General features: G+C 72.1%; 14 protein-coding genes and 1 pseudogene. 8 read left to right on the top strand and 7 right to left on the bottom strand.

What is annotated here, in order from left to right; all coding sequences use genetic code 11:
- The first annotated feature begins 37 nt into the window (after positions 1-37).
- A complete protein-coding gene (locus I4J89_RS08615; protein WP_196413307.1) occupies positions 38-787 on the top strand; it encodes an enoyl-CoA hydratase/isomerase family protein in 750 nt (249 codons plus the stop codon).
- Here the strand turns inward: I4J89_RS08615 and I4J89_RS51930 are convergent.
- A pseudogene (locus I4J89_RS51930) lies at positions 785-929 on the bottom strand (dihydrofolate reductase family protein); the annotation flags it as partial. The gene I4J89_RS08615 and the pseudogene I4J89_RS51930 sit on opposite strands and share 3 nt — an antisense overlap.
- 141 nt (positions 930-1,070) lie before the next feature.
- Between I4J89_RS51930 and I4J89_RS08625 the strand changes: the two are divergent.
- Positions 1,071-1,370, top strand: a complete 300-nt coding sequence (locus I4J89_RS08625; RefSeq protein WP_196413308.1) for a hypothetical protein — start codon at positions 1,071-1,073, stop codon at positions 1,368-1,370.
- A gap of 23 nt (positions 1,371-1,393) precedes the next feature.
- On the opposite strand, the gene I4J89_RS49405 is transcribed toward I4J89_RS08625, so the two are convergent.
- The 6 genes from I4J89_RS49405 to I4J89_RS08655 are packed head-to-tail and all read right to left on the bottom strand — an operon-like array spanning position 1,394 to position 4,504.
- On the bottom strand, positions 1,394-1,594 hold the full coding sequence (locus I4J89_RS49405; protein ID WP_230858507.1) for a hypothetical protein: 201 nt from the start codon (positions 1,592-1,594) through the stop codon (positions 1,394-1,396).
- Positions 1,591-1,875 carry a hypothetical protein gene (locus I4J89_RS08635; RefSeq protein WP_196413309.1) on the bottom strand — a complete coding sequence of 95 codons (285 nt, stop codon included), beginning with the start codon at positions 1,873-1,875 and terminating at the stop codon, positions 1,591-1,593. Before I4J89_RS08635 ends, I4J89_RS49405 begins: the two co-directional genes overlap by 4 nt.
- Before the next feature lie 9 nt (positions 1,876-1,884).
- The gene (locus I4J89_RS08640) at positions 1,885-2,652 is read right to left on the bottom strand and encodes a DUF899 domain-containing protein (protein WP_196413310.1); all 768 of its coding nucleotides are present in this window, start codon (positions 2,650-2,652) and stop codon (positions 1,885-1,887) included.
- On the bottom strand, positions 2,649-2,978 hold the full coding sequence (locus I4J89_RS08645) for an ArsR/SmtB family transcription factor (RefSeq protein WP_196413311.1): 330 nt from the start codon (positions 2,976-2,978) through the stop codon (positions 2,649-2,651). The genes I4J89_RS08640 and I4J89_RS08645 overlap by 4 nt, the downstream gene beginning before the upstream one ends.
- Positions 2,965-3,399, bottom strand: a complete 435-nt coding sequence (locus I4J89_RS08650) for an SRPBCC domain-containing protein (RefSeq protein WP_196413312.1) — start codon at positions 3,397-3,399, stop codon at positions 2,965-2,967. Before I4J89_RS08650 ends, I4J89_RS08645 begins: the two co-directional genes overlap by 14 nt.
- A gap of 49 nt (positions 3,400-3,448) precedes the next feature.
- Complete coding sequence (locus I4J89_RS08655) at positions 3,449-4,504, bottom strand: nucleoside hydrolase (RefSeq protein ID WP_196413313.1); 1,056 nt, start codon at positions 4,502-4,504, stop codon at positions 3,449-3,451.
- Between the two features lie 70 nt (positions 4,505-4,574).
- Between I4J89_RS08655 and I4J89_RS08660 the strand changes: the two genes are divergently transcribed.
- From I4J89_RS08660 to I4J89_RS08685, 6 genes are all read left to right on the top strand, one after another.
- Complete coding sequence (locus tag I4J89_RS08660) at positions 4,575-5,504, top strand: UbiA prenyltransferase family protein (protein WP_196413314.1); 930 nt, start codon at positions 4,575-4,577, stop codon at positions 5,502-5,504.
- 85 nt (positions 5,505-5,589) lie between these two features.
- Positions 5,590-6,879, top strand: coding sequence for a glycosyltransferase (locus I4J89_RS08665; protein WP_196413315.1), 1,290 nt, complete (start codon positions 5,590-5,592; stop codon positions 6,877-6,879).
- Entirely contained in the window at positions 6,834-8,558 is a 1,725-nt protein-coding gene (locus tag I4J89_RS08670; protein ID WP_196413316.1) for a TlrC/CarA/OleB/SrmB family ABC-F type ribosomal protection protein, read from the top strand. Before I4J89_RS08665 ends, I4J89_RS08670 begins: the two co-directional genes overlap by 46 nt.
- A gap of 63 nt (positions 8,559-8,621) precedes the next feature.
- Positions 8,622-10,055, top strand: a complete 1,434-nt coding sequence (locus I4J89_RS08675) for a type III PLP-dependent enzyme domain-containing protein (RefSeq protein WP_196413317.1) — start codon at positions 8,622-8,624, stop codon at positions 10,053-10,055.
- Positions 10,052-11,371, top strand: a complete 1,320-nt coding sequence (locus I4J89_RS08680; RefSeq protein WP_196413318.1) for a pyridoxal-phosphate dependent enzyme — start codon at positions 10,052-10,054, stop codon at positions 11,369-11,371. Before I4J89_RS08675 ends, I4J89_RS08680 begins: the two co-directional genes overlap by 4 nt.
- Positions 11,358-12,563: an aminotransferase class V-fold PLP-dependent enzyme gene (locus I4J89_RS08685; RefSeq protein WP_196413319.1), complete on the top strand. Its 1,206-nt coding sequence runs from the start codon at positions 11,358-11,360 to the stop codon at positions 12,561-12,563. The genes I4J89_RS08680 and I4J89_RS08685 overlap by 14 nt, the downstream gene beginning before the upstream one ends.
- The last annotated feature ends 1 nt before the right edge of the window (position 12,564 follow it).

A 12,564-nucleotide genomic window follows, 5' to 3' on the forward strand; every position in this document is an offset into this window, starting at 1 on the left:
AGCACTACATCGATCAAGCCAGATACGAGGAGCCGTGATGATCGAACGGGACGAGATCGACGGTGTCGCCGTGGTACGGCTGGCGCACGGCAAGGTCAACGCGCTCGACGTGGAGCTGCTGCACGAGATCGCGGACGTCTTCACCTCGCTGGCCGGCACGCTCCATCCGGCCGTGGTGCTGACCGGCGCCGGGCGCAGCTTCTCGGCCGGCGTGGACCTGTGGCGCGTCATCGACGGCGGCGCCGGGTACGTGGACGCGTTCCTGCCGGCGCTCAGCGACGCGCTGCTGGCCGTCTTCACCCTCGGCAAGCCGGTGGTGGCGGCGATCAACGGCCACGCCATCGCCGGGGGAGCGATCCTCGCCTGCGCGGCCGACCACCGCCTCATGGCGGACACCGGCGGCCGGATCGGGGTGAGCGAGGTGCTGGTCGGCGTGCCGTTCCCGCCGGTGCCGCTGGAGATCGCCCGGTTCGCGCTGGGCGAGACCCGGGCCCGCGCGGCGGTCATCTCGGGCCGCGCGTTCGAGCCGGCCGAAGCGGTCGAGGCCGGGTTCGCCGACGAGATCGTGCCCGCGAGCACGCTGCTGCCGGCGGCGGTCGCCGCCGCGCGGCGGCTCGCCACCGACATTCCGGCCGACACGTTCAAGCTGACCAAGCACCAGCTCCGGCTGCCAGTTCACGATCGCCTGGCCCGGGACCGGCCGGTCTATGACGTACGCGTCCGCGACCTGTGGGTCCGCGGCGTGGAGGACGGGCGCCTGCGCCGCTTCATGCAGTCCCTCAAGTGACCGAGGCTCCGAACGGACCGGTTCCAGCGGGTGCCGGCGTCGAGGAGCACCCGCGATCGAGAAACTCGTCGACCAGGCCGGCGTCCAGGTATCGCAGGATCGTCTCGCTTCCGCCGGCGATGCGGACGTCGCGGTCGCCGGCCGCTCACCCGCCCGCCGCAGCACCAGGATGTCCCGGCGCTGCGGCTCGGCGGAGAATAACCGCTTCGTGGTGTGTTTCGCGGTCAGCAGGACCGCGCCGCCCACGCCCGCCGCCCGGGGGCCGAAGCGGTACCGTCGTCGCATGCGAATTCCCACCGCGGCTGTCACCGCGGGCTCTCGGACCGGTGGCTGGCAGATCGCCCGCCGCACCGGTAACCGGCAGCTCGGCGGCGCGGTTCTCGCCGCCGGTGGGGTTCTGGCCGGGCGGGAGTGGGCCCGGAAGACCAGCCCCGCCCTGACCGGCGCGCTGGTGGTCACCTACCTCGGTGCCTTCGGCCTGTCGCACCCGCTCGCCAAGCGGATCGGCTCCTGGCCGTCCGTGCTGGTCGTCTCCGCGGTGACCGCCGCGATCTCCTACGCTGCGGCGGACCGCAAACCCTGACGGTCGAGGTCGGTCCGAAGTGATCAGTTCGGCGAGGATCCGGGCCGGGAACGGACGGTCTCCATGAGCCAGCGCGGCTTGGCGCGGACCCCCGGCATGGGTTGTCCCAGAGCTCCGTCGCGGAACTGGAACGACGACGACGGATAGCCGTGCGCGAGAAGCAGGACCGGCGCGTCGGCCGGTCCTGCTTCGGGGTAGATGGTTCGGCGGTAGGCGACCGTCACTCGAAGTCTGACATCGCCATCGACGCGACGTTCATCGCGATGAGGGCGGCACCGATCAGCACCGGCCACAGCACCACACCGGTAAAGGCGCCGACCGCGGTGTCGCGCCGCGCGTGCCGCTGATGCCACTTGCCGAGCAGGATGCTCGACAGCAGGCCGGCGCCGATGGCCGCCCAGGGGAAGAGCGTCGCGACGAACGTCATCGCCACCCAGACGGCCAGGGTCTGTGCCAGGCCGTGGGCGACGCGGCCGTCCCGGGACGGGACAGTGGTCACTCCCATCGGGCCAGCCTAGCCGTCGTACTCGTCGGGCAATCGCATGCCGGGACCGCCGACCTGCCGGCCGAGCGGTTCCGCGTGTCCCTTCGGTTCCTCCCACTCCTCCTGGCGGCCGAGCGCGGTGAGATCCAGGTACGGATAGCCGTTGTGGAACTCCTCGATGCCCCGCCCGAACGTCGAGTAGGTGTGGAACACCTCGTCACCGTCCCGCAGGAACGCGCTGATCCCCGGCATCTCGGTGCCGCGCATGCTCGCCGCCCACCCGCCGCCGGTCCACGGTGTGCCCTTCTCGGCGAGCTCGGCCTCGGTGCGGAAGTGCAGCAGCACCGGCGCCACCCGGTCGTCGAGGGTGGCGTGGAAGTCGAAATTGAAGTCGGTGCCGTAGGACGAGTACCAGGGGAAGGTCCAGCCCATCCGCTCCCGGAAGGCGGCGATCTTCGGGTACGGCGCGCGGGACACCGCGACCAGCGTGGTGTTGCGGGCGTGCAGCTGGCGCAGCCCGGCGATCCCGTCCGCCGCCGACGAGCAGCTCGGGCAGGCCGTGTCCCACTCCGGATCGAACATGAAGTGGTGCATCACCAGTTGCTTGCGGCCCTCGAACAGGTCGAGCAGGCCGACCGTGCCGTCCGGGCCGTCGAACGTGTACGGCTTGTCGACGCGAACCATCGGCAGCCGCCGGCGCTCGGCGTTGACCCGGTCTCGTGCCCGGGTCAGCTCCTTCTCCTCGGCCAGCAGCTCCTTGCGGGCGGCGAGCCATTCCTCGCGGGTGACAACTCTCATCTCAAATGCTCCTCCAGAGCGGCGAGCGGGCCGTCCCAGTCGCGGGCGAGCACCGCGAGGAACTGCTGCGCCACCTTCATCGGGGCGGAGTCCAGCCGGTACCGGACCCGCCGGCGCTCACCCTGCTCGGCGACGACCAGGCCGGCGTCGGCGAGCAGGGTGAGGTGTTTGGCGATCGCCTGCCGGCTGATCGGCAGCCGGCCGGCCAGGTCGGTCGCGGTGGCCGGACCGCCGGCCGCGAGCGCGGCGAGGATCTCTCGCCGGCTCGGATCGGCCAGGGCGGTGAAGACCTCCTGCGCGACCGCCTCCAGGTCAGGCTTGCCCATCGAGGTACGCGACCAGCTCGCCCAGCTCGTTCTTCCAGCCCTCGGTGTTGCCGTCGAAGGCCTTCTTGTGCGCGCTGTCGGAAACCTGGGCAAAGCCGCTCTCGACCACGGTCAGGGTGGTGCCGGCACCGGCGGGCTCGAGAGTGAACTCCACGTAGGTGCGGCGCGGGTCGTCCTCACCGAGGCCGTAGACCGGCCAGGTGTAGGCGAACACGCGCGGCTCGTCGAGCCGCTCGATGGTGAGCCGGGCGGTGTCGCCGCTGTCCCAGGTCAGCTGCACCTGGCCGCCGACCCGCAGGTCCACCTCGGCGCGGTGCCCGAACCAGGTGCCAAGTCCCTCGGCGGTGGTGAGCGCCGCCCACACCTTCTGCGGCGGGTGGGCCAGTCGCAGGGTGCGTTCGATCCGGTCGGGGAATGCCATGCTGGACCTCCTATAGCAACTCGTTGGTTGCTATCCAACGTATCGCAACTCATTGGTTGCGACAAGCCCGTCCGTTCAACGTGTCCAGGAAGCAGCGTTCGAAGGTGCCGGTGTCGGCCGCGAAGGCGGCCTCGACGCGATGGCCGGACCGGGTGAGCACGGTCCGGCCGGACTGCACGCCGTCCTGGACGACGCCGACGCGCTCGCCGCGGAACGTCGCGATCGTGCCGTGTACCGCGGAGACCGCCGCCAGGGCGTCCCACCAGTACATGATCCCCAGGTCGATCAGCGCGGCGAGGTCCGGCTGGGAGACGATCCGGTAGGTGAGGCGGGCACCGGGTGCCTCCTGGTCGGCGGCGAGCCGGGCGACGAAGTCCGGCGTGATCGGGACGGCGGCGGTGGCGTCCAGCGGCACCAGCCGTACCGTGCCGGGGCGGGCCGTCCGCAGCACCGCGCGGGCCGACACCGGGTCCATCCAGAAGTTGAACTCCTGCGAGTTGTCGAAACCGGGCAGCGCCGACCCGTACAGATTGCCCGGCACCCGCAGCGCGCCGCCCATGATCTGGATGCGGCCGATCCGCTTCGCGGTCGCCCGCGATCGCAGCGCGGACGCGATGTTGGTCAGCGGCCCGGTCGCGATCACCGTGACCGCCTTCCGGGATCGCTGCGCGGTGCGGGCGATCAATTCCGTCGCGCTCCATCGGGATTGGTACGCCGGAAGCGCGCCGTCCCCGAGTGCCCCGCTGAGCACCGTCTCGATGGTCGACACCAGTTCCGCCGGCGCGGGGTGTACGCCCTCGCCGGTCGCACCCGACGCGACCGGCACCCGGGGCAGCCCGCACTGCTCCAAAATGCTGCGCGCGTGGCGCAGAGTGCGCTCCGGCGCGCCGAATCCGTTGTTCGCCACGGTCACCGCCCGCAGGTCGATCCGACCGAGTTTGTGCTCCTCGCAGAGGTAGGCGAGGGTCGACGCGTCGTCGAAGTCCAGATCGCTGTCGTAGATCACCGGCGGTGGGCCGGAGTCCGCCCGCGCCGCCACGGCCGGGAGCCCGGCGATGATCGTGGCGAGCACCGCGGCGGCAGCGGTCCACAGTGACGAGCGCATGGGTCCCTCCTTCGGCGGGCATCAACGGCTGTCGATTCTGGCCGAGTCCGGAACGGCGCGCATACGTCCGGTGACGTACTTTCTCAGGCTGCGCACAGCGCTCGACGACGATGATCACGGCATGACGGCGGTACGGGAACGTCCGGCAGCAGTGCTCGTCGCGGTGTCCAGGCCCTGGTTCTGGCCGGTGTCGTGGGTGCCCGCGTACCTCGGCACGGTTCTGGCCGGACACTCCTGGCTGCCGGCGCGCGCCGACGCGCCGCGCGCCCTGGTGGCGCTGCTGGTGCTCGGCCCGCTCGTCTGGGGTGCGGTGCTCGCACAGAACGACCTGTACGACCTGCCCAGCGACCGGGCGAACCCGCGCAAGGCCACCGCGCCGCTGGTCACCGGCGCGATCACGGCGCGGCGTCTGCGGAACTGGTACGCCGGGCTGGCCGCCGCCGCGCTGGGATGCGCCCTGTATGTGGGGCCTCTGTTCGTGCTCGGCGTCGGGGGAGTGCTGCTGCTCGGCTGGGCGTACAGCGTGCCGCCGCTGCGGTTGAAGACCCGGCCCGGGTGGGACGTGGCGGTCAACGCGTTCGTGGTCGGGGCGGTGTCGCCGGCCGCCGGCTGGGCGATCACCCGGGCGCCGTGGGAGTTCCCGTGGCAGTTCGGGTTGATCGGTGTGCTGTTCGCCGCGGCCCTGTACGTGCCGACCACGGTGACCGATCTGGCCGCGGACACCGGGGCGGGCGACACCACCTTCGCCGTGCGGTTCGGCGCGCGGACCGCGTACCGGATCGGGGTCGGATTGTGGGCCGGCGCCCTGGCGCTGTGCCTGGGATGTGCCTGGCTGGACGTGCTGGTGCCGCGCTCGACGCTGGTGCCGCAGCTGATCACCGTGCCGGTCCTGCTGGTCGCGTACGCGCTGCTCACCCGGCGGCCCACGATCGCCCGGATGGCGGTGCTGTCGGTCTTCTTCGCCGTGCCCACGGTCGGGTTCGCGATGGCCTACATTTGAGGATCGTCGTTCGTCAATGCGACTTTCATGATCCGGATCTGTGGTGGCCACTCCGACGTCGCGCCGGCTCCCGACCGTTCCCGGCATGCGCTCGCTGCACTTCACCGACACCTACCTGCCCCGGCGCGACGGCATCGTCACCTCGGTGCGCACCCTCACGGCGACCCTGCGCGCGCACGGGCACCACGCCATCACGGTGGCGCCGGCCCACCGCGCTCAGCCCGCCGAGGGGGACGTGCTGCCGCTGTCCGCGGTGCCCGCGTACGGGCTCGCCGGCCTGCGCCTGTCCTCCTGGCTGCTGCGCGGGCAGTGGGCGGCCGGTGCGCTGGCCCGGATCGCGGCGGCCCGGCCCGATCTGATCCACGTGCACACGCCGGGCCCGACCGGGCTGCTCGGCGTGTTCGCCGCCCGGGAGTTGCGGGTGCCGGTGGTGCACACGTACCACACCGACCTGCATGCTTACGCCGAGGCGTACCGCGTGCCGGCCGCCGCGCTCACCACCGGCCTGCGCCTGTACGCGCGCCGGCTCGGCGTGCCGCCGGTCCGGGCCGGCGCCGGGCGCCGGGCCGCCGTGGACGCGGTGAACGAGTTCATGCTTCGCGGCGCGGCCGCGGTCATCCTGCCGACCCGCGCCGTGTCGGCGCGGCTCTCGCTGCCGGTGCCGGCCGAGCGCCTCGCGGTGATACCGACCGGCATCTCGCCGGTGCCGCTCGACGCCGCCGCCCGCGGGCGTTTCCGCGCCTCGCACCGGATCGGACCGGCCGCACCGCTGGTCCTCTACGTCGGCCGGGTCAACCGGGAGAAGGGCGTGGATCGGCTGATCGCCGCTTTCGCCCGGGTCGCCGCGGGTCGCCCGGACGCGCGGCTGGTCCTGATCGGAGCGATGTACGAGCGTCGATGGCTGACCCGGCTGCTGCGCGAGTCCGGTGTCGCGGACCGGATCGTCCTCACCGGCCAGCAACCACCCGCGGTCGTCGCCGCCGCCTACCGGGCCGCCGACGTCTTCGCGTTCCCGTCGACCACCGACACCCAGGCGCTGGTCCTGCTGGAGGCCGCGCACAACCGGCTGCCGGTCGTGATGGCCGACCCGTTGCTGCACGCGCACGGACTGCTCGGTGACGCCGCGCTGCTGACCGGTCCGGCGCCGGACGAACTCGCGGCCGGCATCGGCGCCCTGCTCGACGATCCGGCGGCCGCCCGGGCGCTCGCCGGACGTGCCGCCCGCCGCGCCGCGAACCACACCGCGGACGGCTACGCCCGGTCGGTGTGCGCCCTCTACCGATCGCTTCCTTTTCGAGACGAGACGTTCCGTCTTGACAAGCGGGCCACATGCCGTCATGCTCGCTATTCAAGACGAGACGGTCCGTCTCGTTAGGGACTCGAGGAGGAAGCGCTCTGCGTACCCCAGCGCAACTGGCACTCGCCGAGGTCACCAAGCACTACGGCACCCACGTCGTCCTGGACCGGATCTCGCTCACCGTCAAGCCGGGCGAGCGGCTCGGCGTGATCGGCGACAACGGTTCGGGCAAGTCCACCCTGCTCAAGCTCATGGCGAACGTCGAACGGCCGGACAACGGCGAGCTCGTGGCAGTCGCGCCCGGTGGCGTCGGTTACCTGCCGCAGTCGCTCGGCCTGCCGCCGGAGGCCACCGTCGCCGACGCCGTCGATCTGGCCCTGACCGATCTGCGTGAGCTGGAAGGCCGGATGCGAACGGCCGAACGCTCGCTCTGCGCGACGGGCGCGGAGCTGGCCGCCTACGCCGAGCTCGTCGCGGAGTACGAGGCACGCGGCGGATATGAGGCCGATACCCGGGTGGAGGTCGCGCTGCACGGGCTCGGGCTGCCCGGGCTCGACCGGAGCCGCCGGCTCGGCACACTGTCCGGCGGCGAGCGCTCCCGGCTCGCCCTGGCCGCCACGCTGGCCTCCGATCCGGAGCTGCTGCTGCTCGACGAGCCCACCAACGACCTGGACGACCAGGCCACCGCCTGGCTCGAGCAGCGCCTGCGCGCCCACCACGGCACCGTGGTGGCGATCACGCACGACCGGATGTTCCTGGAGCGGGTGACCACCGCGATCGTCGAAGTGGCCGACGGCCGGGTGCGCCGCTACGGCGACGGCTACGGCGGATACCTCGTCGCCAAGGCGGCTGAACGTGCCGGTCAGGCGCAGGCGCACGAGGAGTGGCGAGCGGAGCTGGAGCGCCACGCCACGCTGGTCGCGGCCAACGCGGGCCGGCTGGCCGCGATTCCCCGCAAGACGGCCAAGGCGGGCATGGGCACCGGCGCCTGGCGGGCGCGTTCGCGTACGCACGGGGCCGCCGGTCGTCTCCGGCAGTCGCAGCAGCGGCTGCGATGGCTCACCGGCCATCCGGCGCCGCCGCCGCCCGAGCCGCTGCGCTTCACCGCCGCCGTGGCCACCGCGGACGCCGGGGATCGCGACGAGGTGGCCACTCTCGACGGTGTGGTGGTGGCGGGACGGCTCCGCCTGGACGCCTTGACCCTGCGTGCTGGTGAGCGGCTGCTGGTCACCGGCCCGAACGGAGCGGGCAAGACCACCCTGATGCGGGTGCTCGCCGGAGAGCTGCGGCCGGACGCGGGCGAGGTGCGGCGGCCCGGCCGGGTCGGGTTCTTCCGGCAGGACGGGCCGTGCGGCGCGGCGGACCACTCGGTGCTGGACGCCTACGCGTACGGGCGTCCGGGCAGCCCGGACGAGCATGCGGAGGCGTTGCTCGCCCTGGGCTTGTTCCGCCCGGCCGATCTGGCGTTGCGGGTCACCGAGCTGTCGTACGGGCAGCGGCGCCGGATCGAGCTGGCCCGGCTGGTGAGCGATCCCGTGGACCTGCTCCTGCTCGACGAGCCGACCAACCACCTGTCACCGATGCTCGTCGAGCAGCTGGAGGAAGCGCTGGCCGGCTACCGGGGCGCGCTGGTCGTGGTCACCCACGACCGGCGTCTTCGGGCCGCGTTCACCGGCGCGCACCTCCACATGGACGCCGGAACTGAGCATATGCGCAACATCGCATGGAGTAGTCGTCCGGTCACTTTGGGGTCATGATCCTCTTGGAGTCGGCGGGCTCATCGATTAGGTTGAGGGAGTCGTGGTGGACCCGGGAGTGTGATGGCGCCCAAACTGCAACCGCGCGTCGACGGTGATCTGGGGTCCCTCCTGGACAGCGCTGCTTTCCTGCACCAGATCGTCGACGCCCTCGGCTCTCCGCTCAACGTGGTGCTGCCCGATCAGCTGGCCCGCAACGTCCAGGGCTTCCGCGACGTGTACCAGGCACGGCACCTCGGCGGCGGCATCTTCTTCGCCCACAAGGCGAACCGGTCCCGGGCCCTGATCCGCGCCCTGGCCGCCACCGAGGCGGGCATCGACGTGGCCTCGCTGGCGGAGTTGCAGCACGCCCTCGGCGCGGGGTTCGGGCTCGATCGCATCATGGCCACCGGGCCCAAGAGCCGGGAGTTCCTGTGGCTGGCCGCCCGAGCCGGGGTGATCGTCAACGCCGACTCCACGACGGAGCTCACCGAGCTCGCCGGCATCGTGGCGGCGTACCGACTGCCGCGCGTGCGGCTGATGGCGCGGCTGTCCGGGTTCGCCTCGACCGGGACCAACGTGATGACGCGGGCCAGCCGGTTCGGCGTTCCGGCGGCGCGGCTGGCCACGCTCTGGGAGACGCTGGAGAAACACCAGGACCAGGTCGAGTTCCTCGGGGTGGCGTACCACCTGGACACGGTGGGCCTGCCGGAGAAGGCCGTGGCACTGGAGGGGTGCCTGCATGCGATGGACGAGGCACAGCAGCGTGGGCTGCGCCCCCGGGCCATCGACATCGGCGGCGGCTTCGGGGTGAGCTATCTGGACGACGGCCGCCAGTGGGAGGCGTGGACCAGCGAGCTGACCGGCGCCGTGCTCGGCAAGCGGCCGCCGATCACCTGGAACGGCCACGGGTACGGGCTGCGCAACGAGGGCGGCACGGTACGCGGCACGCTGTCCGTCTACCCGGCACACCGGACGACGTCCGGGCCGGCCTACCTGGACCGGTTGCTGGGCACCGAGTCGGCGGCGCAGCGCCGGGCGCTCGGCACGTTGCTGCTGGACAGCCTCTACGACCTGCACGTCGAGCCGGGGCGGGCGCTGCTCGACCAGTGCGGCGCGGTGCTCATGCGGGTCGAGGACGTGCGCGACGACCTGGTACGGGTGGCCGGCAACAGCGCGGACGTCGCCCTGGAGCAGCACGGCGTACTGATGGATCCGGTCCTCGTGCCGCGTGGCGCGCCCGCCGGGAGCGAGCCGGCCGGCGTCTATCTGGCGGGCAATCTCTGCCTGGAGGCCGACCTGCTCACCCGGCGCCAGGTGTACCTGCCCGCCCGGCCGCGCCCCGGCGACCTGCTGGTCTTCGTGAACACCGCCGGTTATCTCATGGACTTCAGCGCCGGCAACGCGCTGATGCAGCCCACCGCGCGCACGGTCGCGGCCCGCCGCGACCGCGGCGGCTGGCGGTGGTGCCTGGACGACCAGTACTGGCCTGTCACGGGCCGGGAGGAGACCGGGTGAGGTACGACAGCGTCACCGACGTCATCGGCGGCACGCCACTGGTACGCATCGACGCGGCCGTGCACGGCCTTCGCAACATCGACCTGTTCGCCAAGATGGAGCTGTTCAACCCGTTCGGATCGGTCAAGGACCGGGCCGCCTGGAACATGGTCCGCCACCGGCTGGCCGGCGCCGCCGAGCGTGCGGAGACCGTGGTCGAGCTCTCCAGCGGCAACACCGCCAAGGCTCTCGCCGTGATCGCCGGCATGCACGGCCTGCCGTTCCGCAGCGTGACCAACCGCATGCGGGTGCCCGAGATCAAGGACCTGTTGCTGCTGCTCGGCGCCCAGATCGACGAACTGCCCGGTCAGTCCGAGTGCCTGGATCCCACCGACACCGACGACCCGCTGACCCGGATGTATCACACGGTGTCCGCGGCCGGCGGCGGCTACCTGCACACCGACCAGTACTTCAACGACCTCAACGTCGAGGCGCACGTACGCGGCACCGGCCCGGAGATCATCGCTGACCTGGACGGGCGGGCGCCGGACTACTTCATCGCCTGCGTGGGCACCGCCGGCTCGTCCACCGGCGTGGCCCGGGTGCTGCGCGAGCACGACCCGGAGGTGACCGTGGTCGGCCTGGTGGCCGAGAAGGCCGACTTCATCCCCGGCATCCGCGACATCGACGAGGTGCACGAGGTCGGCCTGTTCGATCCGGACGTCTACGACACGATCGAGGCGGTCAGCTCGGACGAGGCCATCGACGGGCTGCTCACCCTGGTACGCCGCTGCGGAACCCTCGCCGGCCCGACCGGTGGCGGCGCCTACCAGGGCGCCGTGCGCTATCTGCGCCGCCTCGACGCCGGGCTGACCGGACGGCGTACGGCCGTGTTCATCGTCTGCGACCGGGTCGAGAGCTACATGAGCTACCTGCGGGAGCGGCGGCCGGCGTTGTTCCAGCAGCCGGACCGTACGCACTCGGTGCGCACGCTGACCGCCGAGGACCTGGCCGCTACCAGGACGATCGGCGTGTCCGACGCCCAGGAGTGGATCGCCAAGGAGAACCCGCTGGTAGTGGACCTGCGCAGCCCGTTCGCCTACCGCGCGCTCCACATCGACCGGTCGATCAACATCGTCGACGACCTGTTCGCCGAGATGCTGCACGGCGGGCTGCCGTTCGGCCGGCGCCAGCCGGTTCTGCTGGTCTGCCCGGTGGGGGAGAAGTCGGCGAGTTACGCCGCCCTGCTCACCCGGATGGGGCACCCGGACGTCCGGTCGCTGGCCGGTGGTGTCATCGCCTGGCGTGACGCCGGAGCCGAGCTTGTCCGGGACTGAGGTGGCCGTCGCCTTTCCGGACGATCTGCGGTCCTGGCAGAGCGGGCTGCGCGCGCAGTTCCCGATCATCGCCGGGCACCCGGATCTCGCGTACCTGGACAGCGCCGCCACCGCCCAGAAACCGCAGGCGGTCCTGGACGCCGTCACCGAATATCTGACCACCGGCAACGCGAACGCGGGACGCGGCACCTATCCGTGGGCCAACCGGACCACCGCGCGGATCCAGGACGCCGAGCAGCGGGTCCGCCGGTTCCTCGGCGACCCGGAACCGGATCGGTCCGGCGTCCACTTCGTCAGCGGCACCACGGAAGGGCTGCGGCTGATCGCCCGGGACTGGCTGGCCGGGCACCTGCGCGACGGCGACGAGATCATCGTCCCGTACGCCGATCACTCCGCGAACACGCTGCCCTGGCAGGAGGTCGTGGACCTGCTGGGCCGGCAGGGGATCCGGGTGGGGGTGCGCGCGATGCCGTACGACCCGGCGCGAGACTACGACCACCGCGCTCTCGCCGGGATGGTCGGTCAGCGGACGCGGTTCATCGCCACCACGCACGTGCACCACGTCTACGGCGGCGACATGAACATCGGCCGGATCCGGGCGGCGGCCGGCCCCGGCGCCGTCATCTGCCTGGACGCGGCGCAGGGCGTCGGACACCTGCCGCTGTCGGTGGCCGGGCTGGACGTCGACTTCGTGGTCTTCTCCGGGCACAAGGTGATGGCGCTGCCGGGAACCGGCGCGATCTGGTCGGCGAACCGGCGCGGGCCGGTGTTCGCACCCGGTGGCTGGAGCGGGACGCCGAACACCAGCGGCATCGTGAGCCTGGTCGCGGCGCTGGACTGGCTGGAGGCGGCCGGGCTGGAGCGGATCGCCCGGTGGACGGTCGCGCTGGGTGCCCGGCTGACCGACGGGTTGCGCCGGCTGCCGGCGTACCAGGTGCTGGGCTGCCAGCGCAGCCTCGCGGCCGGCTCGCCGGTGCAGCAGCGGCACGGCATCGTGACCTTCCGCCACCGCGGCATCGGCTCCAACGACCTGGGGTTCATCCTGGCGTCGGAGGGCTTCATGGTCCGGGCCGACGGCCACTGTCAGGCCGAAGGCGGTGAGGAGACCACATCGGTACGGGTGAGCGTCCACGTCTACAACACGGTGGACGAGATCGACCGGCTCCTCGAACTGCTGACCTCGTTGAATTGAC

Origin of the sequence: Actinoplanes aureus (assembly GCF_015704865.1) — a bacterium.
Classification (GTDB): Bacteria; Actinomycetota; Actinomycetes; order Mycobacteriales; family Micromonosporaceae; genus Actinoplanes; species Actinoplanes aureus.

Excerpts from the sequence above, each read along its gene's own strand:
- I4J89_RS08615 (WP_196413307.1), top strand. The coding sequence starts at position 38 with ATGATCGAACGGGACGAGATCGACGGTGTCGCCGTGGTACGGCTGGCG.
- I4J89_RS08625 (WP_196413308.1), top strand. The coding sequence starts at position 1,071 with ATGCGAATTCCCACCGCGGCTGTCACCGCGGGCTCTCGGACCGGTGGC.
- I4J89_RS08645 (WP_196413311.1), bottom strand. The coding sequence starts at position 2,978 with ATGGGCAAGCCTGACCTGGAGGCGGTCGCGCAGGAGGTCTTCACCGCC.
- I4J89_RS08635 (WP_196413309.1), bottom strand. The coding sequence starts at position 1,875 with ATGGGAGTGACCACTGTCCCGTCCCGGGACGGCCGCGTCGCCCACGGC.
- I4J89_RS08670 (WP_196413316.1), top strand. The coding sequence starts at position 6,834 with ATGCCGTCATGCTCGCTATTCAAGACGAGACGGTCCGTCTCGTTAGGG.
- I4J89_RS08640 (WP_196413310.1), bottom strand. The coding sequence starts at position 2,652 with ATGAGAGTTGTCACCCGCGAGGAATGGCTCGCCGCCCGCAAGGAGCTG.
- I4J89_RS08675 (WP_196413317.1), top strand. The coding sequence starts at position 8,622 with ATGGCGCCCAAACTGCAACCGCGCGTCGACGGTGATCTGGGGTCCCTC.
- I4J89_RS08650 (WP_196413312.1), bottom strand. The coding sequence starts at position 3,399 with ATGGCATTCCCCGACCGGATCGAACGCACCCTGCGACTGGCCCACCCG.
- I4J89_RS08655 (WP_196413313.1), bottom strand. The coding sequence starts at position 4,504 with ATGCGCTCGTCACTGTGGACCGCTGCCGCCGCGGTGCTCGCCACGATC.
- I4J89_RS08665 (WP_196413315.1), top strand. The coding sequence starts at position 5,590 with ATGCGCTCGCTGCACTTCACCGACACCTACCTGCCCCGGCGCGACGGC.